16 protein-coding genes and 1 riboswitch are annotated in these 21,362 nt (G+C 60.4%); of the genes, 2 read left to right on the top strand and 14 right to left on the bottom strand.

The genetic code is table 11. The features are described from left to right. Positions 1-46 precede the first annotated feature (46 nt). Positions 47-1,051 carry a low-specificity L-threonine aldolase gene (ltaE, locus tag GIW48_RS18930; protein WP_017138419.1) on the bottom strand — a complete coding sequence of 335 codons (1,005 nt, stop codon included), beginning with the start codon at positions 1,049-1,051 and terminating at the stop codon, positions 47-49. A 182-nt stretch (positions 1,052-1,233) separates the two neighbouring features. After that, positions 1,234-1,403, top strand: a riboswitch (FMN riboswitch). Between the two features lie 114 nt (positions 1,404-1,517). Here ltaE and GIW48_RS18925 point away from each other — a divergent pair. Further along, positions 1,518-2,027, top strand: coding sequence for a 6,7-dimethyl-8-ribityllumazine synthase (locus GIW48_RS18925; RefSeq protein WP_003233516.1), 510 nt, complete (start codon positions 1,518-1,520; stop codon positions 2,025-2,027). Positions 2,028-2,192: 165 nt separating this feature from the next. Here GIW48_RS18925 and astE read toward each other — a convergent pair whose 3' ends face one another. From astE to GIW48_RS18890, 7 genes are all read right to left on the bottom strand, one after another. Next, complete coding sequence (astE, locus tag GIW48_RS18920) at positions 2,193-3,197, bottom strand: succinylglutamate desuccinylase (protein WP_236461933.1); 1,005 nt, start codon at positions 3,195-3,197, stop codon at positions 2,193-2,195. A gap of 11 nt (positions 3,198-3,208) precedes the next feature. Beyond that, positions 3,209-3,499 carry a hypothetical protein gene (locus tag GIW48_RS18915; protein WP_003214319.1) on the bottom strand — a complete coding sequence of 97 codons (291 nt, stop codon included), beginning with the start codon at positions 3,497-3,499 and terminating at the stop codon, positions 3,209-3,211. A gap of 37 nt (positions 3,500-3,536) precedes the next feature. After that, a complete protein-coding gene (gene astB / locus GIW48_RS18910; protein WP_138450944.1) occupies positions 3,537-4,883 on the bottom strand; it encodes an N-succinylarginine dihydrolase in 1,347 nt (448 codons plus the stop codon). Positions 4,884-5,036: 153 nt separating this feature from the next. Next, positions 5,037-6,506, bottom strand: a complete 1,470-nt coding sequence (gene astD, locus GIW48_RS18905) for a succinylglutamate-semialdehyde dehydrogenase (protein WP_170039867.1) — start codon at positions 6,504-6,506, stop codon at positions 5,037-5,039. Continuing rightward, positions 6,503-7,528: an arginine N-succinyltransferase gene (gene astA, locus GIW48_RS18900; protein ID WP_017138423.1), complete on the bottom strand. Its 1,026-nt coding sequence runs from the start codon at positions 7,526-7,528 to the stop codon at positions 6,503-6,505. The genes astD and astA overlap by 4 nt, the downstream gene beginning before the upstream one ends. Before the next feature lie 49 nt (positions 7,529-7,577). Then, positions 7,578-8,597 (bottom strand): arginine/ornithine succinyltransferase subunit alpha, encoded by a 1,020-nt coding sequence (gene aruF / locus GIW48_RS18895; RefSeq protein WP_017138424.1) that lies wholly within the window; start codon positions 8,595-8,597, stop codon positions 7,578-7,580. 246 nt (positions 8,598-8,843) lie between these two features. Beyond that, positions 8,844-10,064: an aspartate aminotransferase family protein gene (locus GIW48_RS18890; RefSeq protein WP_177034902.1), complete on the bottom strand. Its 1,221-nt coding sequence runs from the start codon at positions 10,062-10,064 to the stop codon at positions 8,844-8,846. Positions 10,065-10,363: 299 nt separating this feature from the next. Here GIW48_RS18890 and GIW48_RS18885 point away from each other — a divergent pair, with 299 nt between their 5' ends. Beyond that, the gene (locus GIW48_RS18885) at positions 10,364-15,400 is read left to right on the top strand and encodes a dermonecrotic toxin domain-containing protein (RefSeq protein ID WP_236462130.1); all 5,037 of its coding nucleotides are present in this window, start codon (positions 10,364-10,366) and stop codon (positions 15,398-15,400) included. Positions 15,401-15,407: 7 nt separating this feature from the next. Here the strand turns inward: GIW48_RS18885 and GIW48_RS18880 are convergent, their stop codons facing one another. The 6 genes from GIW48_RS18880 to GIW48_RS18855 form a co-directional block, all read right to left on the bottom strand. Next, positions 15,408-16,388, bottom strand: a complete 981-nt coding sequence (locus GIW48_RS18880; protein WP_017138427.1) for a GlxA family transcriptional regulator — start codon at positions 16,386-16,388, stop codon at positions 15,408-15,410. A gap of 245 nt (positions 16,389-16,633) precedes the next feature. Next, positions 16,634-17,398 carry an ABC transporter ATP-binding protein gene (locus GIW48_RS18875; RefSeq protein WP_003214336.1) on the bottom strand — a complete coding sequence of 255 codons (765 nt, stop codon included), beginning with the start codon at positions 17,396-17,398 and terminating at the stop codon, positions 16,634-16,636. 27 nt (positions 17,399-17,425) lie between these two features. Further along, on the bottom strand, positions 17,426-18,538 hold the full coding sequence (locus GIW48_RS18870) for a succinylglutamate desuccinylase/aspartoacylase family protein (RefSeq protein ID WP_236462132.1): 1,113 nt from the start codon (positions 18,536-18,538) through the stop codon (positions 17,426-17,428). 1 nt (position 18,539) lies between these two features. Beyond that, a complete protein-coding gene (locus GIW48_RS18865; protein ID WP_099548200.1) occupies positions 18,540-19,238 on the bottom strand; it encodes an ABC transporter permease in 699 nt (232 codons plus the stop codon). Then, positions 19,235-19,924, bottom strand: a complete 690-nt coding sequence (locus tag GIW48_RS18860) for an ABC transporter permease (RefSeq protein ID WP_017138431.1) — start codon at positions 19,922-19,924, stop codon at positions 19,235-19,237. The genes GIW48_RS18865 and GIW48_RS18860 overlap by 4 nt, the downstream gene beginning before the upstream one ends. A 92-nt stretch (positions 19,925-20,016) precedes the next feature. Further along, positions 20,017-20,802: an ABC transporter substrate-binding protein gene (locus GIW48_RS18855; RefSeq protein WP_017138432.1), complete on the bottom strand. Its 786-nt coding sequence runs from the start codon at positions 20,800-20,802 to the stop codon at positions 20,017-20,019. Positions 20,803-21,362 lie beyond the last annotated feature (560 nt).

Raw genomic sequence — 21,362 nt, 5'->3', positions numbered from 1 at the left:
CAGCGTGTTTATGCGATAGAAACAGTCAATTAGACGGTCTGCACGATCATTTTCGGGAAAACTCGACAAATGTCTGCACCACCTGCTCCATCTGCACTCGGCTGACATCCAGGTGAGTGACCATGCGCAGACGCGGCGCGGCGCTCAACTTGATCCCGCGTTCGGCGGCAAAGGCCTTCAGCGCCTGGGCCTGATCGCCAATCTGCACGTACACCATGTTGGTTTGCACCGGCTCCACTTCAAAGCCGGCGTCGCGCAGTGCATCGCCCAGCCATTGGGCGTTGGCGTGGTCATCCGCCAAGCGCTGCACCTGATGATCCAGGGCATACAAGCCCGCCGCCGCCAGCGAGCCGGCCTGGCGCATGCCGCCACCGACCATCTTGCGCAGGCGCCGCGCCTTGGCGATCAGCGCGGTGGAGCCGCACAGCACCGAGCCGATCGGCGCGCCGAGGCCTTTGGACAGGCACACCGACACCGAGTCGAAATGCTGGGCAATCTCCCGCGCATCCACACCGAGCTTCACCGCCGCGTTGTAGAGTCGCGCGCCGTCCAAGTGCAAGGCCAGGCCATGTTCACGGGTAAACGCCCGCGCTTTCGCCAGGTACGCCAGCGGCAGCACTTTGCCCTGCATGGTGTTTTCCAACGCCAACAGGCGGGTGCGGGCGAAGTGGAAATCATCGGGCTTGATCGCCGCCAGTACGTGGTCCAGGTCCAGCGAACCGTCGGCTTGCACCTCCAGCGGCTGCGGCTGGATCGAGCCGAGCACCGCCGCGCCACCGCCTTCGTATTTGTAGGTGTGGGCCTGCTGGCCGACGATGTATTCCTCGCCACGCTCACAGTGGGCCATCAAGGCAAGCAGGTTGCTCATGGTGCCGGTGGGCACGAACAGCGCGGCAGCGAAGCCCAGGCGCTTGGCCAGTTCGGCTTCCAGATGGTTGACGCTCGGGTCTTCGCCGTAGACGTCATCACCGCTCACGGCAGTGGCCATCGCGTCGAGCATGCCGGCGGTGGGTTGGGTCACGGTGTCGCTGCGCAGGTCTATGACGGTCATCCGGGGGCCTCTGAATAGGGTTGTCGTATTGACGATTACTGCGGGCAAAGCCACGCAATATCAAGCCCCACGTGCATTCAATCGAATACCAACCAAACAAACCGATATAGGTTATCGATACGGCGATCGTGCAGTTTCTGAAAAAGCATGTTAAAAACTCTCCGCCGCCAGGGTTCTGGCGGCAACGTTCTCAGGGCGGGGTGTAATTCCCCACCGGCGGTAATTGCACGCAATGTGCATAGCCCGCGAGCGCTTGGCGCCTCGAACTGCTCACGCAGGACGGCGACAAGGTCAGCAGACCCGGTGTGATCCCGGGGCCGACGGTCATAGTCCGGATGAAGAGAGAACGGGATTGGCACCCAAGGGCCGCGCGCTGAACTCATGCCTGCATGATGCCGCTGTTCGTACCCTTGAAATCCCATTCGATTCATAACGCCCTGTTTTTTTCTTAAACAGGAGTCAGAACATGCAACCCACCGCAATCGACAGCAAAAGCAAAAACCACCACGGCGAGCGCGTCGCATTTATCCAGGCCTGCTGGCACAAGGATATTGTCGACCAATCGCGCAAAGGCTTCCTCGCCGAAATGATCGCCCAGGGCTACCAGGAATCGGACATCGATTTCTTCGAAGTCGGCGGCGCCTTCGAAATGCCCCTGCACGCCAAGCTGCTGGCCAAGACCGGCCGTTACGCCGGCATCGTCGCCGCGGCATTGGTGGTGGACGGTGGCATCTACCGCCACGAATTCGTCGCCCAATCGGTGGTCAGTGGCCTGATGCAGGTGCAGCTGGAAACCGAAGTGCCAGTGTTCTCCGTATCCCTGACCCCGCATCACTTCCACGCGGGCAGCGAGCACCACACCTTCTTCTACGAGCACTTCGTACACAAGGGCCAGGAAGCCGCGCGCACGTGCGCCGACACGCTGCACAAGGTGCGTGCGATCCGTCGCAGCGAGCCGCGTGCTGTAGCGGTCTAAGCAACACCAAAAAACCCGGCCTCAGAGCCGGGTTTTCTGTGGGAGCTGGCTTGTGTGGGAGCTGGCTTGCCTGCGATAGCGGCAGGTCAGTCAACATCACTGTTGCCTGTGCCTCCGCTATCGCAGGCAAGCCAGCTCCCACATTTGACCGAGCCAGCCTTGGGATTAGGCCAGGCCAGCATCCGTGGTCGGCACAATCAATATCCCCGCCCGCAAACCATTCTTGACCTTCGGGTTCGGGAAGATGATGCGCGCGCCCTCCTCCTCGATCACCCAGCGGGTCTTGGCCACGTCTTCGGCCAACAGGTAGCCCTTGGCCAATGGCGAAAAGTTTTCTACATCCGCCGGCAGGTGCAGCAGGAAGGCATCACTGTGCTTGATCACTTCGCGAGAGACGGCAAACAATTGCAGGCCATCGAGGCTCTCGGTTTCGGGCTCATCACCTTCGATGATCTGCTTCAACCGTGTCTCCAGGCGTGACACATCCACGCCCTGGTTCTGCCCGAACGGTCGGGCCTTGCCCAATTCCAGGGTGAAGGCTTCGGCGTCGAGTTGCTCGTAGGTGAACGCGGTGAACGTGATCGAGGTTTTGTTCTGCAACAACACCGCCTGCATACCGGCAGCGTTCAGGCGCGCCAGCTCATGGCGCGAATGCTGGCGCCCGTTCTTGAACGGGTACAGCGCGAACTGCTCGATCTTCGAGCCGCGAATGGCCGTGTGCAGGTCGTAATGCAGGCGCGAACGGCCCGGCAGGCTGAAGAAGCTGCGAGCCAGTTGCTCAAGCTCGGCGGCGCGCATGGCCTCCGGGCCGATGTTTTGTTCGTGACGGCCGTTGAACAGCCGGTTGACGTCCAGCTCAAGGTAACGCTCGCCGCGGCGCATGGCCTCGGGGTTGCCGAACAGGAACAGAATACGATTGCGGGGTTTGATCTCCCCACGGGCAATACCATGCAACAGGCGGTCGAGCAATTCGATCGGCGCGGTTTCGTTGCCATGGATGCCGGACGACAACAGCAGGTCGCCGCCGTTGTCCAAGGCCTGCGGAGGGCGCACTTCAAGCGCGCCTTCGCTGAGCCAGCGCATCTGCACGCCGTCGACAGTCAGTTGAATTTTTTGCGCCGGTTCGCGACCGGCGAGGGTCAGTTCAAGCAGTTTGCCGAGGGCGAGCATAAGCAGCTTCCTTAGTGGTTGCAGCCAGGACCGTGAACGTGATCGTCGTCATCACCTTCAACGTCGGCCGGTTCCATTTCCAATTGCAGGCTCATCAGGTTGGTGGCCAGTGGGCGCATCAGCAGGTTGGCGTATTCAGCGTCACCTTCTTCCACGTCCACGCCGATCAGCAGTTGGCCACGGCCGTCGTGCTGGATCCAGATTTCCTTGCCCTGCCACACCACGGCGACGCGGGTGCAGGAGGTTTCCAGCTGGGTGCCGTCGGTGTCTTCAAGGATCAGTTTGAGGGTGTCGGTGGTCATAAATTGTTCTCAGCATAGGGTGTAAAAAGAGGCAGATTTAATTGATCTGGAAAGGATAAACCGAGCCCAGTTTAAGGATTTGCGTCAGTTCATCCAGTGCCGTCCGGCACTCAAGCAGCAATTGCGGGTCAGCCAGGTCGCTTTCACGCAGGCTGTCGCGGTAGTGCTTGTCGACCCATTGGGTCAGCGTTTCGTACAACGGCGCGGTCATGATAACGCCTGGGTTCACCGCCGCCAGTTCCGATTCATTCAAGGCCACGCGCAAGCGCAGGCACGCCGGGCCACCGCCGTTCTGCATGCTTTGCTTGAGGTCGAAGACCTTGACTTCGCGGATCAGCCCACCGGAGGCCGTCAGGCCTTGCAGGTACTGCCAGACGCGCTCGTTGGCGCGGCATTCTTCCGGCACGATCAGCAGCATCGAGCCGTCGGCGCGGGTCAGCAACTGGCTGTTGAACAGGTAGGAACGCACCGCGTCCTCGACGCTGACCTCGGCGCGTGGCACACACACCGACTGGAAGTTGCCACCCAGCTTGCCCAACTTGCCTTGCAGTTCGGCGAGCATCTGCTCGGTATTGAGGAACGCGTCCTCGTGGTAGAACAACACCTCGCCGTTGCCCACCGCGATCACGTCATTGTGGAACACACCGGCATCGATTACCGCCGGGTTCTGCTGGCCGTACACCACGCCGTCATCTTTCAAGCCGTGCAGGCGTGCAACCGCCTGGGAAGCTTCAAGGGTCTGGCGCGCCGGGTATTTTTGCGGCGCCGGGTAACGGGTGTCGAACGCACTGCGCCCGAACACGAAAAACTCAACCCCGGCCTCGCCGTAGTCACGGCAAAAACGCGTGTGGTTGGCGGCGCCCTCATCGCCGAACTGCGCCACCGCCGGCAACGCGGCGTGGTGGGCAAAGTGCTTGCCATCGGCAAACATCGCCCCCAGCACACGGCTGGTGGTCGGGTGCTCGATGCTGCGGTGGTATTTGCAGTTGAGGTTGGCGGCGGTGAAGTGCACGCGGCCATCCGCCGTATCGGCGCTCGGGCTGACTGTGGCGGCGTTGGCCACCCACATGCTCGACGCCGAGCAGCTGGCCACCAGCAATGGCATCGCCTGCTTGGCGGCCTGCTGGATCACTTGGGCGTCAGTGCCGCTGAAACCGAGGCTGCGCAAGGCGGCCACATCCGGGCGCTCTTGCGGCGCCAGCACGCCTTGCACAAAGCCCATGTCCATCAGGGCTTTCATTTTCTGCAGGCCCTGCAACGCCGCAACCTTGGGGTTCGAAGACTGCTGGCTGTTGCTCTGGGACGCGACGTTGCCATAGGACAAACCGCCGTAGTTATGGGTCGGCCCCACTAGACCGTCAAAATTGACTTCACAGGATTTCATCGGCGAGGCTCCACGAACATCTGTTTTTATAGGCATCAAGTTACTTGAACACACCACTGACCTTGTGTGGGAGCTGGCTTGCCTGCGATGGCATCACCTCGGTTTTACTGAAAAACCGAGGCGCCTGCATCGCAGGCAAGCCAGCTCCCACATTTAGATCAGCGTTACCCCTGGCGTCAGTGTCGCTGGCAATACCAAACTCGGGGTCTCCAGCGACGCCACCGGGTACGCGCAATAATCCGCCGCGTAATACGCACTGGCGCGATGGTTGCCCGAAGCACCCACACCACCGAACGGTGCGGTACTGGCAGCGCCGGTCAGCTGTTTGTTCCAGTTGACGATACCGGCGCGGCTTTCCAGCCAGAACTGCTGGTAGCGCGCTTCGGAGTCCGACAACAGACCCGCAGCCAAGCCATATTGAGTGTTGTTGGCCTCGGCAATCGCCCCGGCAAAATCAGCGTAGCGGATCACTTGCAGCAATGGGCCGAACAGCTCTTCATCCTCACGCTCGGTCACGCCGGTTACATCAATGATGCCTGGGGTCAGCAAGGCGGCCTGAGCCTGCGGCTGAGTCATTTCCAACAGCGCCACCGCGCCATTGGCCAGCATCCACTCCTGGGCGTCCATCAAGGCTTTGGCCGCGCCGAGGGAAATCACCGACCCCATGAACGGTGGCGGCTGCTGGTCGAATGCACCGACTTCAATCGTCGCACTGACCGCCACCAGACGCGCCAGCAAGGCATCGCCCCAGGCGCCTTCGGGCACCAGCAAACGCCGGGCGCACGTGCAGCGCTGGCCAGCCGAAATGAATGCCGACTGAATAATGGTGTAGACCGCCGCATCCACATCGGCCACTTCATCGACCACCAATGGGTTGTTGCCACCCATTTCCAGGGCCAGGATCTTGTCCGGGCGCCCGGAGAACTGCTGGTGCAGATGGTTGCCGGTGCGGCTGGAGCCAGTGAAGAACAACCCGTCAATGCCAGGGTTGGCCGCCAGGGCGATACCGGTTTCCCGCGCACCTTGCAGCAGGTTCAACACGCCCGCCGGCAAACCGGCTTCGACCCAGCATTGCACGGTCAGCTCGGCGACTTTGGGGGTCAGTTCGCTCGGCTTGAACAACACCGTGTTACCCGCCAGCAAGGCCGGGACGATATGCCCGTTCGGCAAATGGCCCGGGAAGTTGTAAGGGCCGAACACCGCCACCACACCGTGGGGCTTGTGGCGCAATACGGCCGTGGCGTCGCCCAACGGGCCGCTCTTTTCGCCGGTACGTTCGCGGTAGCTTTGCACCGAGATGGCAATCTTGTTGGCCATGCTGGTGACTTCGGTGGCCGATTCCCACAGCGGCTTGCCGGTTTCCTCGCCGATGCAGCGAGCGATTTCATCGGCGCGCGTTTTCAGCGCGGCGGCAAAGGTTTCCAGCACGCTGATGCGTTCTTCCAGCGGGCGGCGAGCCCAGCCTGGAAATGCCTGACGCGCCGCCTGCACGGCCGACTCGACCTGCTCGGCAGTGGCGCCATTACCAGTCCACAGCACCTGCTGGGTCACCGGGTTGCGCGACTCAAACAGCTCACCCTGGCCGGCCAGCCAGCTACCTGCGATATACAGCGAATTCATTATTTCGACTCCCGAGCAGCAGACAACGCAACAGCGCGCACTTGATCACCCACCACCAGTTGCAGGCGTTTGGCGGTTTGCGGATCGACCACCAACGTGCCTGCCGCCAGCCGGGCCGGAGCGGCAGTAATGCGGCACTCCTCGCGCTTGCGGTTATGGATCAGGAACGGCGTAGCGTCGTCCCCCGGCGTGCCGATGGCCAACACCAGCGACTGGCTGTCGCGCACCGCACGGATTTTGCTGGTTTCACATTCCACCGCCGGGCCGGCGTCGAAGATATCGACATAACCCTGGTAGCTGAAGCCCTCACTCTTGAGCATGCTCAATGCAGGCTCGGTGTCCGGGTGGACCTTGCCGATCACATTACGCGCGTCTTCAGACAAGAAGCAGCTGTACAGCGGAAACTTCGGCATCAGCTCGGCGATAAACGCCTTGTTGCCCACGCCGGTGAGGTAATCGGCCTGGCTGAACTCCATCTTGAAGAAGTGCCGGCCCAGGCTTTCCCAGAACGGTGAGCGCCCGGCGTCGTTGGACACGCCACGCATCTCGGCAATGATCTTGTTGCCGAACAGTTGCGGGAACTCGGCGATAAACAGCAGGCGCGCCTTGGCCAGCATGCGGCCGTTGAGGCCGGTGCGGTAATCGGCGTGCAGGAACAACGAGCACAACTCGGAATTGCCGGTAAGGTCGTTAGCCAGGAACAGCGTCGGAATCTCGCGGTAAATGTTCAGCTCCTGGGAAGCGCTGACCGTGAGGCCGACCCGGAAGTTGTACCAAGGCTCACGCAGGCCGACGGCACCGGCAATGGCAGAAATGCCCACCACACGGCCTTCGTCGTTTTCCAGCACGAACAGGTAGTCGGCATCACCCCGCCCGGCTTCACCGCGAAAGGTTTTTTCCGCCCAGCCAACTCGATGAGTCAGGCGCTCCTCGTTGGCCGGCAAGGTGGTGAGGCCGGTGCCGGTGCTGCGCGCCAGATCAATCAGGGCCGGTAAATCGCTGCTGCGTACGGGACGAACGATCATGCTATCTCCTCAGACGGGCCGCTTTGCAGCCACCCGCGAAACTCTCTTTTTAAACCGCTACCAGACGCACACTTGCGCCTTCGCCAACGCCCAGGGCTTCAGCCGCTTCCAGGTCCAGGGTCACCGGCTTGCCGGGCGCGTAGTCCAGTTCCAGCATCACCGCGCGGTAATCCTGCAACTGCGCGTTGCTCACCAGGTACTGGCGGCCGACACCTTTGACCATCTCGCCGATTTTTACCGGCACCACGCGGCTCTGGGCGATCGAGCGAATGCCCGAAACCCGTGCGTGCAACGTTGGGCCGCCGTCGAAGATGTCGATGTAGTGGTCGGTCTCAAAACCTTCGCGCATGAGGATGTCGAAGGTGATTTGCGCACGCGGGTGCACCTGGCCCATGGCTTCCTGGGCTTCGTCCGGCAACAGCGGCACGTAGATCGGGTAATGCGGCATCAGCTCGGCGAGGAAGGTGCGGCTTTTAAGCCCGCACAGGCGCTCGGCGGCGGCGTAATTGAGGTCGAAGAAGTTGCGACCGATGGCGTCCCAGAACGGCGAATCACCGTTCTCGTCGCTGTAGCCGACAATCTCGGTCACCACCGAGTCCGCAAAGCGCTCGGGGTGGCTGGCGACGAACAGCAAGCGGCCACGGGAATTGAGTTCCGACCACGGCGAACCAACCAGCGCAGGCTGCACGTAGAAACTGGTGAGCAGGCTGTTGCCAGTGAGGTCATGGCACTGGGAAAGCACGTGGATCTTGTTGTGGATCTTCAGCTCGCGGGAAGCGTGCACGAAGGTCTCGTTACGAAAGCTGTAGAACGGTTCGGAGTAACCGGCCGACGCGACGATGGCCGAGCAGCCGGCGAGCTTGCCGGTCTCGGTGTCTTCGAGCACGAAGAAATAGCTTTCTTCACCGTTGAAACTCACCTCGGCCGCGAAAGACGCTTCGCTGGCAGCGATTTTATCGCTCAGGCGTTCCACATCGTCCGGCAAGGAGGTGACACCAATCGGGCTATCCGCAGCCAGACGCTGTACCTCGCCCAGATCAGCCATTTGCGCGGGGCGCATCACCAGCATGGTGTCACTCCTTAACTCGAAAAACTCATAGGGGAAAAAATGCCGGACAGGTTTTCAATCAGAGAGGGCTTGTGTGGCGAGGGAGCTTGCTCCCGCTGGGCTGCGTAGCGGCCCCAAGATTTTGGGAGCGCTTCGCACTCCAGCGGGAGCAAGCTCCCTCGCCACACAAGCGGCTCCCACATTTGATCCGGTCCGGCCTTTAGAATTTTTGTTCGACGCCCGGATCACCAGGCGCCAAGCGGTCCATCAAGCTTGCGTCAACGTCTTCACAGCACGTTCGAAGCGGTCCAGGCCTTCGTTGATATCCGCCTCTTCCACCACCAGGCTTGGGGCGAAACGCACCACGTCCGGGCCGGCTTGCAGGATCATCAGGTTTTCTTTTTCGGCCGCGTTGAACACGTCCTTGGCACGGCCTTTGAACGCGTCGCTCAGCACGCAACCAATCAGCAGGCCCATGCCGCGCACTTCGGTGAAGATCCCGTATTGCTTGCCGATCTGCGTAAGACGCACCTTGAACAGGTCGTGCTTGGCGTTCACACCGGCCAGTACTTCTGGGGTGTTGATCACGTCGATCACCGCCTCGGCGACCGCACACGCCAGCGGGTTGCCGCCGTAAGTAGTGCCGTGGGTGCCGACCACCAGGTGCTTGGCCAGGTCTTCACGGGTCAGCATGGCTGCGATCGGGAAACCACCGCCCAGGCTCTTGGCGCTGGTGAGGATGTCCGGCGTCACGCCGTAATGCTGGTAGGCGAACAGGTGGCCGCTGCGGCCCATGCCGGTTTGCACTTCGTCGAACACCAGCAGCGCATTATTGGCGTCGCACAGTTCGCGGGCGCCTTGCAGGTAAGCCAGTTCGGCTGGCAATACGCCGCCTTCGCCCTGGATCGGCTCCAGCACCACGGCGCAAGTTTTATCCGACACGGCCGCTTTGAGCGCGTCCAGGTCGTTATAAGGCACGTGGGTAATGCCGGTGATTTTAGGCCCGAACCCATCGGAGTACTTGGACTGGCCTCCGACGTTGACGGTGAACAGAGTACGGCCGTGGAAGCTGTTCAACGCGGCGATGATCTCGTACTTCTCGGTGCCAAAACGGTCGAACGCAACGCGACGGGCCAGCTTGAATGCGGCCTCGTTGGCCTCGGCGCCGGAGTTGCAGAAGAACACGCGCTCGGCAAAGGTGGCGTCGATCAGCTTATGGGCCAGGCGCAACGCCGGCTCATTGGTGAACACGTTGGAGACGTGCCACAGCTTGTTGGCCTGTTCGGTCAGTGCACCGACCAGCGCCGGGTGGGCATGGCCCAATACGTTAACCGCGATGCCGCCGGCAAAGTCGATCAGCTCGCGACCGGCCTGGTCCCAAACGCGCGAACCTGCGCCACGCACGGGAATGAAGGCGGCAGGTGCGTAGTTGGGCACCATCACCTGGTCGAAATCGGCACGTTGCACCGGGGCTTGCTCAACGGACATCGGAGTCTCCTGAAGAGGAACGCCTGCCTGGAACTGGCGGGCGATGCAGGGATTGTAAGGACAGTTTTCGGCGCGGCCTTGCCGCCAAGCGACAACTTCTTATAGCGCCAACCCGCGTTTTTGGCGGGTTTACGCCAATGCGACAAATAGCGTCGCAATGGCGCAGTTTAAACGTTGCATCGTTTGAGAGGCAGGGGCATCGCCTGCTGATTTCGAAGGTTGTATTAACTATCTGCCCCCTGTACGCCAATCAGACTTGCTGTGATGACGGTGACTCAACCCACTGAAGGATCAGCCACGTGCCTCCCCTGACTCAAACCACGCTCACCCAACACCTGACACTCACCGCCAGCAGGGTGCCCGCCGGGGCTCACACCCGCCTGCCGCAATGGCTGGGCAACGCCTCAAGCGCGCGGCGCGAGACTTTGAAAAACACCCGGCTTGAGTTTGCCGATTGGCAGGCCGACACCCGCCGCCAGCAACAAGCCCCCCTCCAGCAAGCCATGGCCGAGAGCTGGGCCACGCAAAACCAGCTCGACACCGCCCTGGCAGCGCTGCAAGCGCCCCAAGCGTTCGCGGCACCCTTGCTGCAACAGGGTCTTACTTCCCGCTTTGGCATTGAGCTGGATGTCACCGCCACTTACCTGCGCCTCTACGCCCCCGTGACGGTTCCGCTGTTCCCTGTGGACTTGGGAGGCGTCAAGGCCTGGACCGTGTCGCTGGTGGACGCAGCGCTGCACAATTTCGACGCCGCCGAAGGCGAAAAAGCCGCTTACACCACCGACTCCACCTTCATCACCCAACCCTCAGCCGCTGGGCAATTCGACACCCTGCCCGCTGTGACCGAAAAAATCAGCATCGCGCAATTCGTCGGACTGTGCCGCGAGCTGGACATCGGCGCGCAGTACCAACGCTACCTCAAAGGCTTTTTCGGCTTCCAGAACGCCACGCTGCAGGCATCGCTGCGCAGCAAGGTAATCGCCAATCTCAAAGCCGAGGCGCAAACCTGCGTGCACATGGCGCGCCTGAAAAAAGACGCGAGCGAATCGACGCTGCGCACACTCCAGGCGCAGCTCGACGGCCTCAGAGGCTTGACACTCCAGGGCAAGGTACTGCTCAACCACGACCTGAGCCTGATGGGCGCACCGCTGACCGGCATAGTGCTGTTCGCCGCCGACCTGGAGCAGCACCGAAGCGCAGTCCCCATAGTGGCGTACATTCCCGGCGACCCACTGGCGCCCCTCAAGTATTACCCCGACGGCACAGCATTCATGCGCGACCTGGCCGACAAGCTGCGCGACGCCGACTACCAGGCGTTTTTCAGCCGCTTCGTCAACCAAGAATACCGCGGCTACTTCTTTGCAGACCTCAACAGCCGGCTATCCAAAGTCGTCTGGCACTCGCCGCAGCCCGGCGACTCACGCCCCGCCTGGCGCGACGAACCGGTGGTCAACCCGAACCTGCAGTTCTATGCAACGAAAATCACTGGTGATCTTTACGAACACCTGTACGAGACCAAGCTCGACAAGCTGCTCAATGACGCTCGGGTAACCGCCATCTCCACCGCAGACGCCGACAGCAAGGCACGCTGGCAACGCTGGGACATTGTGCAGAAGGTTGCTAACGCCATTCTCGAAGTCGCCGCCTTCATCGTGACCCCTTTCCTTCCACCACTGGGCGCGCTGATGCTGGGCTACACCGCTTACCAACTGCTCGACGACGTATTCGAGGGCATCATCGATTGGGCTGAGGGCCTCAAGCGTGAAGCCTTCGGGCACCTGATGTCGATCCTCGAGCAAATGGTGCAACTGGGTATGTTCGCAGTCGGCGCACCGATTGCCGAAGGTTTGCTGCGACAGGCACTGCCCAACGAACTGTGGCGTTTTTTTGAGCGGCTCACCCCGGTCACAACTGACGGCAAGACCCGCCTGTGGAAGCCCGACCTGGCGCCCTACACCCATGACATTCAACTACCGCCCGAGTCACGCCCCAATCACGAAGGGCTATATGCCCATGCGGATAAACAGATCCTGACACTCAATGGACAACACTTCTCCATCAAGAATAAATTGGGTAACACTTTCCTTGCCCACCCTACCCGCGCGCACGCTTACCGCCCGCAAATCATCAGCAACGGCAAGGGCGCCTGGCTGACAGCAACAGATCGCCCGCTGACCTGGGATCGCAGCACCTTGCTGCGTCGACTCGGCCCACCGGCTGACACACTCAGTGAGACGCGCCTGGAATGGGCGCATCGCATCAGCGGCGCCGACGATGCCGCCCTGCGCAAGCTGCATATGGACCGCCAACCACCGCCTCCACTATTGGCCGACACCCTCAAGCGCGTCGCCATTGATCAGCAACTGCAAGACTTTATCGACCAGATGAACAGTGACGACCCTGCGCAGTATCAAAAAGCCGACCCGCAAACCCAGCTTTGGCTGTTGAGTCAGACCGGCCTGTGGCCCGAGTCCAAGACCTTGCGCTTTCTCAACGCGAAAGGTGAGACCGTCTGGGAGCATAAAGGCCAGGAAAACTCGGCGGTGGCGCAGATACATGAAGCCCAGATGAAAAATGGTGATTTTCTCAAAACGCTGCTGGAAACCCTGGACGAATCAGAACGCAAAATCCTGCTTGAGGAAGAATTCGGCACCCCCGCCACCCAACTGCACGTGCGCGCGGCCAAACTGCGTAAACAGCTGGCACGCCAAGCCCAGGCCAAGCGCGCTTCATTGTTTGACTCCCGCTACCGAGGGCTGGAAACCACCGATGACCCGCGCCTGCAAAAAATCATCGACAGTGCGCCCGGCCTGCCCACCAGTGCGGCGCACGAGGTGCTGTTCGGCGCCAGCGGCCAAGACCTGCTGGCCATGGATCAAGGTAGTCTGCCACCCCATCTGGTGGAGCGCGCACGCTGGGCTGCGCATCAGGTCAGGATCAGTCGAGCGTATGAAGGGTTGTACATGGATGCCCTGGAAAGCAACGACACAGAACAACTCGCGTTGCATTCCCTGGAACAGCTGCCGGGGTGGTCGCCGCAGGTACGCCTGGAAGTGCGCGACTTCAGCCGCACCGGTACGGTACGGGACACCATCGGCCCGCTGCAGGCACCGATCCAACGCACCTTGGTGCGCGCCATTGATGGCGATTACGTTCCCGAAGACGGCAAGGGCACCCTGTTCGGCGAAACCGACCTCTATACCGCCGTGCTCCAGGCACTGCCCGACGCGCAACGCGACGCGCTGGGTATCCACATTGGCCAAGGCCCACTGCTGAAACAGACCTTGCGCCAGTACGCGCTGGCCCGTGAGCCGCTGGGGGAGCTGCTGGCAACTGCGCCAGTGCGCAAGCCCTTTTACGACCCCAAGCTGATGCGCTTGCCCGGCGGCATGGAGGGTTACGACGCGAGTGCCCCTGGCAACACAAATAACCTTGAGGCGCTGTTAGTACACGAACTGTATCCCCGTCTCGCCCCAGCAGAAGTGGACTATGTACTGAACGCCATGCGAAGCCACCCTGGCTCGCCCTTACAGACGCTTCATTATTTGAAGGCTGAATTTTCACGACTGGAAACCGACCTGGCGACCTGGCGCTCCAACCTCTCTCAAACCTTCCTCAACACCGAAGTACCGCTTTTCTCCTCAACCGTTGCCGAAGAGAAACTTAATCGCTGGATCTGGACCCACCAATTGCTCCGTGCCTGGCGGCACGAGACCCCGGAGGACAGCGAGTTTTCTCTTGGCCGCCAATTGCACCTCGACGCCCCCTTGCAAAGCGAACTGCCCACCATCAGTGCCAACTTCGACCACATCTGCAACCTGAGATTGAAGGGTTATCCCACCACCCAAGGCGTACCCGCCTTTTTGGCCCACTTCCCCAACCTGCGCACGCTGGATATCAGCGACATAGCACTCAACACACTGCCTCCCGAAGTCATGGCGCGCACCCAGCTCAATCGGCTGACGCTGAGCAATTGCAACCTTAACCTGACCACACAAAGCCGTGCACAGCTTGCCACTTTGAGCCAATTGAGAAGCCTGGACCTTTCCCGCAACTACCAGCTGTCACTTTCTCCCAACCTTGGGCAAATGCCTGAGCTGCAGACGCTGAACCTTAGCCAGACGCATATTTCGCTATTCCCCGAACACCTGATCAATCGCCCTCAGCTCACGAGCGCCGACCTCAGCGGCAACTACCTGAGCAGGCTACCCGACGCGCTGTTCAGCCTGCCCGCCGAACGGGCTAGAGCGTTTGATTTGTCGGGCAACCCCCTTTCACGCGCCACCCTGGAAAAGATCAAACGTTACTGCCAGAGAACCGGCGAACACTTCGGCGCAGACGCCAACCCATTCGAGCGTCGCTTGGTTCATGAGCTTTACCCCACCTTCACTGAGGACGAGGCGAATAACTTTATCTTCAGGTTGCCCGGTGAGCTGAATGACTCAATGCCCGCACTCCTGCGCTTGAAAACCGACTACGAGCGACTGCAAACAGACTTGCAGGAGTGGGCATTGGATATACCTGAACGGTACCCGTTCATAGACACGCCCATGGACGAAGGCGTACGAGCGCAACAGCAACTGCTTCGCCACCAGCTCAAGGCCTTGCTGGAGGAAAGCTGGCGACGGGAGACCGGTCTGGATTCAAGCCAGGAGCCGCCGACCACCGATCATGAAATGGCGCTGAAACTGCCTTTACTCGGCGATTTACCGGTGCTGAATATGGACTTTAAACATGTGTCGAAACTGGAGTTGAGCGCAGAGCAAGCCACCTCAATTCCCGAAGGCTTTCTTGTGCGTTTTCCCAACCTGGAAACCCTGCATATTCATCGTTATGCCCTGCCGGACATTCCCGCCGATGTGTTCAAGCTGACCAAGCTCAAGACACTGATCCTGTCCCATAGCCGTATGCGGTTGACCGCAACCAGCGCCGACGCCTTGAGCGACCTGCAAAACCTTGAGTACCTGGACCTCAGTGGTAACCCCCTGGGCATCACGCCCGACGTCAGCAAGATGTCCGGGTTATCCACCCTGATCATCGAAAATGCCGGCCTTACCGAGGTACCCAACGGGACGTTCAACCTGCCATCCCTCGATCAACTGGACCTGAGAAACAACCGGATAACCGAACTTCCCACCGACCTGCTTGAGGTGGCGCCGGACAGGGCCGATGGTTTCGTTCTGGGCGGCAATACGTTCTCGCCTGAAACGATCGCCCTGCTGGTGCCGTATTACAACCGCACCGCAGTGGACTTTGGCATCCCGGAGGTCAGGCAGCGCGCGCAACTCAGCCCAGCGTCGTCAACCGACGTATCAGAAGAAGAAACCGAACAATAAAAGCCACTCAACCACGCTCGGACGGCACCGACGACAATTCAAACGGGCTGCTGCTACGCCGCTGGTTACGGTCTTCACGCGGGGTGGCGCCAAAGAAGTTGCGGTAAGCGCTGGAGAAGTGCGGCCCCGAGGAGAAGCCGCACGACAGGCCGATCTGGATGATCGACTTGCTGGTTTGCATGAGCATCTGGCGGGCCTTGTTCAGGCGCAGTTCCAGGTAATACTGGCTGGGAACGCGGTTGAGGTATTGCTTGAAGATGCGCTCGAGTTGTCGTCGCGACACGCACACATGCTGGGCGATTTCGTCGGTGGTCAGCGGCTCTTCGATATTGGCTTCCATCAGCAGCACGGCCTGGGTCAGCTTCGGATGGCTGGAGCCCAGGCGGTTTTGCAGGGGGATGCGCTGGCGTTCGCCGCCTTCGCGGATGCGCTCCACCACCAACTCTTCGGAGACCGCACCCGCCAGTTCGGCGCCATGATCACGGGCCAACACCGCCAGCAACAGGTCGAGTACCGACATGCCGCCACAGGCGGTCAGGCGGTCGCGGTCCCAGTCAAACAGATGGCTGGTGGCGATCACCTTGGGGAAGCGCTCGGCGAAGTCGTCCTGCCAGCGCCAGTGCACGGCGGCGCGGTAGCCGTCGAGCAAACCCAACTGAGCCAAGGGATACACACCGGCCGACAACCCGCCGATCACGCACCCGGCGCGCACCAACTGCTTGAGTGCAGTACTGAGTTGGGACGCAATGACGGTAGGTGGCTCGTCCGCCAGCAGGAACAGCTTCTGAAAGCCTTCAAGCTTGCCGGCCCACGGTTCGCCCGGTAATTGCCAGGCACCTTCGGTGCGCGGCTCGGCCTGCAAGAACGACAGTTCGTACACAACGTCCGGATGCACCCGTTGAGCAACGCGCAAAGCCTCCTCAGCCAGCGCAAGCGTGAGTGCTTTTGTGCTGGGCCAAATCAGGAAACCAATTTTATGGGCGGTCATTTAGGGGCTATCCGAAGCGAGTAACAGTAATGAAGACAAGGGCCAATGCTAGCCGGTAAACGAACACAAATCTCAAAACATATGGAGAACCAATGTGGGAGCTGGCTTGCCTGCGATGGCGGTGGGTCAGTTGCCACACTGGTTACTGATATATCGCTATCGCAGGCAAGCCAGCTCCCACAGGGAACGAGGCGACCTCAAGGCTGCGAAATATGCACTATTTGAGTGCACAAAAGCAGTCTTGATTATTTCAAGCTACCGGAAAGAAACTGCTGCAACCGCTCGGACTGCGGGTTCACCAGCACTTCACGCGGGTTGCCACGTTCTTCGACGATGCCTTTGTGCAAAAACACCAGTTGGTTCGAGACTTCACGGGCAAAGCCCATTTCGTGGGTCACCACCACCATGGTGCGGCCTTCCTGGGCCAGGTCCTGCATCACCTTGAGCACTTCGCCGACCAGCTCCGGGTCGAGGGCCGAGGTCGGTTCGTCGAACAGCATCACCTCCGGCTCCATTGCCAGGGCGCGGGCGATGGCCACGCGCTGCTGCTCGCCGCCGGACATGTGGCCGGGGAACGCATCCTTACGATGGCCCACACCAACTTTGGCCAGGTAGTGCTCGGCCTTTTCACGCGCGTCTTTTTTCGACATGCCCAGCACGTGCACCGGCGCTTCCATCACGTTTTCAAGCGCAGTCATGTGCGACCACAGGTTGAAATGCTGGAACACCATGGACAGGCGCGAACGCATGCGCTGCAGCTGTTTCGGGTCGGCGGCCTTCATGGCGCCGTCCTTGTTGGCCACCAGTTTCAGCTCTTCGTTATTGAGCAGAATCTTGCCGGCGTGGGGTTGCTCCAGCAGGTTGATGCAGCGCAAAAAGGTACTTTTGCCCGAACCACTGGAACCGATGATGCTGATCACATCACCGGCCGCGGCGGCCAGGGACACGCCTTTGAGCACTTCATGACTGCCATAGCGTTTATGCAGGTCTTGGACTTCAAGTTTGTACATGCGGTCGGTTCTCACAAAAACAGGTGGTCAGTCGTTGAGCAAGCGCCCGTGGCGCAGCGCTTCGCGCCCCGCCACCTTGGCCAGCCAGAAACCCGCTTGGGCATAACGTAGCCGTTCAACGGCAAACAACACCCCGGACGTCCCCGCGCAAACAATGCTGACGCGGTCGGTCAGAGGGTCAATCACTTCAAAAATCTCATCGCCCGCTTCTACCCGGTCACCGGCTTTACGCAGGTAACTGATCACCCCGGCATGGGGCGCAAACAGCAACTCGGTGCCTTCGAAGGGCAAGCCTTCGCACGCGTCGTATTGCGGCGCCGGCCATTGGCCGGTGATCAAGCCTTGCTCGGCGAGGAACGCGAGGATGCCTTCGGCGTGGAAAATCGCTTCATCACGGCCGGTGTCGGCCTGGCCGCCCAATTCCAGGGTAGTCGCCAGGCACGCCAGCGGAACCTGTGCTTCGGGGAACGCCTGTGACAGACGCAACCACGGCAGCGAGCAGGCTTCATCAAACGAACTGCCGCCCGAGTCTTCCGCCAGCAGGCCGACTTTCACACCCAGGTGCGCCGACAACGAGCGCCACTGCGGCCAGTGCTGGGGCAACGCATACATGTGCAACGCGGCTTCGGCGTCGCAATGCAGGTCCAGGACGATATCGGCGGTGCAGGCGTGGCTCAGCAAGATGCGCTGCATGCCTTGCAGCTGGCTGCTCGGCGCGGGCAATGCATTGAGTGCGTCGGTCATCGCCTGGCGGATCATGCGCACATTCGCGTGCGGGTCATCGCCCAGCTTGCCCTTGAGCAACTCGGCAACCGGCGCGCTCAGCTCGACGAAATCACGGTTGAAATTCTTACCGCTACCCACCTCGAAACGCCCCTGGTGGCTGCCTTGCATCAATTGGCCCAAGCCCATCGGGTTGGCCACCGGCACCAGCTCGATCACCCCGTTGAGGGCGCCTTGCTGTTCCAGTTCGGTGAGGCGCTTTTTCAGCTCCCACGCCGCGCGCATCCCCGGCAATTCGTCGGCGTGCAGGCTGGCCTGGATATAGGCCTTGCGCTCGCCACTGCCAAAACGAAACACGCTCAGTTGGCGCTCGCAGCCCAGGTGGCCCCAGGGCAACAGGTGATCGATACGTTCCATATCAATGCTTCCGTGGAGCCAGGTAGCTCAGCCAGCGGCGCTCGGCCAACTTGAACAGGCGCACAAGGATAAAGGTCAGGCACAGGTAGAACACGCCGGCGGTAATATAGGCTTCGAACGGCAAGTAATACTGGGCGTTCACGGTGCGTGCAGCACCGGTGATGTCGATCAAGGTGACGATGGACGCCAGACTGGTGGTCTGCAGCATCATGATCACTTCGTTGCTGTACTGCGGCAGCGCGCGGCGCAAGGCCGACGGCAGCAGGATGCGGCGGTACAGCTTGTAGCGCGACATGCCCATGGCCTTGGCCGCCTCGATCTCCCCGTTCGGCGTGGCCTTGAGGCTACCGGCGATGATTTCGGCGGTGTAGGCGCTGGTGTTGATCGCAAACGCCAGGCATGCGCAGAACGTGGCGCTCGACAGCAGCGGCCACAGGAAGCTTTCGCGCACGGCTTCGAATTGCGCCAGGCCGTAGTAGATCAAAAACAGCTGCACCAGCATCGGCGTGCCGCGGATCACGTAGGTGTAGAGCCAGGCCGCACCGTTGATGACCGGCTGCTTGGACACGCGCATCAAGCCCAGCGGCAAGGCGGCGAGCAGGCCAAAGAACAGCGAGATGGCCAACAGTTTCAGGGTGGTTACCAGGCCGCCAAGGTACAGCGGCATGGCTTCCCAGATGACGTTGTAGTCGAAGATCATAGATCAGCCGCCCTTACGCCTACCGAGTAGCGCTTCTCAAGATAACGCAGGGCCAGCAACGACACGCTGGTGATCACCAGGTACATCGCCGCCACTGCGAGGAAGAAGGTAAAAGGCTCGCGGGTGGCGTCTGCCGCCTGCTTGGCCTTGAACATCATGTCTTGCAGGCCCACCACCGAGATCAGCGCGGTGGCCTTGGTGAGTACCAGCCAGTTGTTGGTGAAACCAGGGATCGCCAGCCGGATCATCTGCGGCACCATCACCCGGAAAAACACCTGGAAACTGCTCATGCCATACGCAAGGCCGGCCTCGGCCTGGCCCTTGGGAATGGCCATGAAGGCGCCACGGAAGGTTTCCGAGAGGTAGGCGCCAAAGATGAAACCCAGGGTGCCGATACCGGCGGCCAAGGGGTTCAAGTCGATATAGTCGTCATAGCCGAGCATCGGCGCGACGCGGTTTAACAAGTCCTGGCCGCCGTAGAAAATCAGCAGAATCAGCACCAGGTCGGGGATCCCGCGGATCACCGTGGAGTACAAGTCACCCAGCCAAGCCAACCAGCGCACCGGCGACAGGCGTAACGCGACCCCGATCAGACCCAGAACAATGGCCAAGGCCATGGACGACAAGGCGAGCTGAAGCGTCAACCATGCGCCATCGAGGATGACAGCCCCGTAGCCGTTCAACATGATTCAGGTCCTCGAAAAGGGGGATGAAAAAATGGCGCAAACTTCAGAATCTTCTGTTGCTTGCGCCATTTAGGACAGACAGCTGCGACGAGTTACTTAGGGTCAGCGCCGTAAATATCGAAGTCGAAGTACTTGTCCTGGATTTTCTTGTATTCGCCGTTGGCACGGATCGCGGCAATCGCAGCGTTGATCTTGTCCAGCTCGGCCTTGTCGCCTTTACGCACAGCGATACCGATGCCGTCACCGAAGTACTTGGCGTCGGTGAACTGTGGGCCCACGAACGCGTAGCCTTTACCGGCCGGGGTTTTCAGGAAGCCGTCTTGCAGCAGGGTAGCGTCAGCCACGGTGCCATCGAGGCGACCGGCTTCCACGTCCAGGTAGATTTCGTTCTGCGAGCTGTAAGGCACAACCGTGACGCCTTTAGGGGCCAGGACTTCCTTGGCGAAACGATCGTGGATCGAACCGCGTTGCACGCCGATTTTCTTGCCTTTGAGTTCATCCAGGCTGTCGCTGACGGTGGTGCCTTCCTTCATCACCAGTTGCGCTGGGCTCAGGTAGTAGCGGTTAGTGAAGTCCACAGACTTCTTGCGGTCTTCAGTGATGGACATGGACGACAGGATCGCATCGATCTTGCGCACTTTGAGCGCAGGGATCAGGCCGTCGAATTCCTGCTCGACCCATACGCACTTGACCTTCATCTCTGCGCACAGCGCGTTACCGATGTCGTAGTCAAAACCAACGATGCTGCCATCCGGCGCCTTCGAGGCAAACGGAGGGTAAGCCGCTTCGATACCAATCTTCAGGGGCTTTTCATCAGCGAAGGCCTGCATGGACAGCACGGACAGCGCCAGGGCGCCCAACAGCACAAGTTTCTTCATCTTGGGACTCCATCGGTATAGGGCAAAAAGCAGAATGAGCCGTGGCCCACGATGCGACTTAAGTGAAACCGAATAGCGGTGCTGCGTCCTACCCTGAATTGATACAGGAGACGACGAGCGAGTGATCGGCATTCTAACGACAGGCCGGAAGCCGATATTTCCTCAATGCGACAACAATTTACAGAAGCACTGAGAAAGCGGTTCCAGCACATTGACAGCCTCTGGATTTTATGCAGAGACAAAAGATATTAAACCTGTTGATGCTGCAAATTGCGGGCCTATTATTCGCAAACCCTTCTAGCACGGCAAGTCTGGCGTTTAATCTTATTTCTGAGGGTGTCTAAAACGCGGGTTTTCGGGGCGAAGGCGTAGCACATTGCCTCAGGATTGGGCGTGGGGTTACACATTTAGGCTGGACGGTAACATTCAGAAACCTCCTACGAAAGAAACCGATATTTATTGGCCTACACACTGATCGTTCCCACGCTCCGCGTGGGGATGCATCCTGTGACGCTCTGCGTCACGCCTCCAGAGCAGACGCGGAGCGTGGGAACGATCAG

The organism is Pseudomonas sp. PA-6-3C, assembly GCF_021605825.1.
GTDB lineage: Bacteria > Pseudomonadota > Gammaproteobacteria > Pseudomonadales > Pseudomonadaceae > Aquipseudomonas > Aquipseudomonas edaphica.
This window is presented reverse-complemented; position numbering and strand designations above follow the sequence as displayed.

What these genes read in the sequence shown, in the direction of transcription:
- ltaE (WP_017138419.1), bottom strand. Translation starts at nt 1,051, where the DNA reads ATGACCGTCATAGACCTGCGCAGCGACACCGTGACCCAACCCACCGCC.
- GIW48_RS18925 (WP_003233516.1), top strand. Translation starts at nt 1,518, where the DNA reads ATGCAACCCACCGCAATCGACAGCAAAAGCAAAAACCACCACGGCGAG.
- astE (WP_236461933.1), bottom strand. Translation starts at nt 3,197, where the DNA reads ATGCTCGCCCTCGGCAAACTGCTTGAACTGACCCTCGCCGGTCGCGAA.
- GIW48_RS18915 (WP_003214319.1), bottom strand. Translation starts at nt 3,499, where the DNA reads ATGACCACCGACACCCTCAAACTGATCCTTGAAGACACCGACGGCACC.
- astB (WP_138450944.1), bottom strand. Translation starts at nt 4,883, where the DNA reads ATGAAATCCTGTGAAGTCAATTTTGACGGTCTAGTGGGGCCGACCCAT.
- astA (WP_017138423.1), bottom strand. Translation starts at nt 7,528, where the DNA reads ATGATCGTTCGTCCCGTACGCAGCAGCGATTTACCGGCCCTGATTGAT.
- aruF (WP_017138424.1), bottom strand. Translation starts at nt 8,597, where the DNA reads ATGCTGGTGATGCGCCCCGCGCAAATGGCTGATCTGGGCGAGGTACAG.
- GIW48_RS18890 (WP_177034902.1), bottom strand. Translation starts at nt 10,064, where the DNA reads ATGTCCGTTGAGCAAGCCCCGGTGCAACGTGCCGATTTCGACCAGGTG.
- GIW48_RS18880 (WP_017138427.1), bottom strand. Translation starts at nt 16,388, where the DNA reads ATGACCGCCCATAAAATTGGTTTCCTGATTTGGCCCAGCACAAAAGCA.
- GIW48_RS18875 (WP_003214336.1), bottom strand. Translation starts at nt 17,398, where the DNA reads ATGTACAAACTTGAAGTCCAAGACCTGCATAAACGCTATGGCAGTCAT.
- GIW48_RS18870 (WP_236462132.1), bottom strand. Translation starts at nt 18,538, where the DNA reads ATGGAACGTATCGATCACCTGTTGCCCTGGGGCCACCTGGGCTGCGAG.
- GIW48_RS18865 (WP_099548200.1), bottom strand. Translation starts at nt 19,238, where the DNA reads ATGATCTTCGACTACAACGTCATCTGGGAAGCCATGCCGCTGTACCTT.
- GIW48_RS18860 (WP_017138431.1), bottom strand. Translation starts at nt 19,924, where the DNA reads ATGTTGAACGGCTACGGGGCTGTCATCCTCGATGGCGCATGGTTGACG.
- GIW48_RS18855 (WP_017138432.1), bottom strand. Translation starts at nt 20,802, where the DNA reads ATGAAGAAACTTGTGCTGTTGGGCGCCCTGGCGCTGTCCGTGCTGTCC.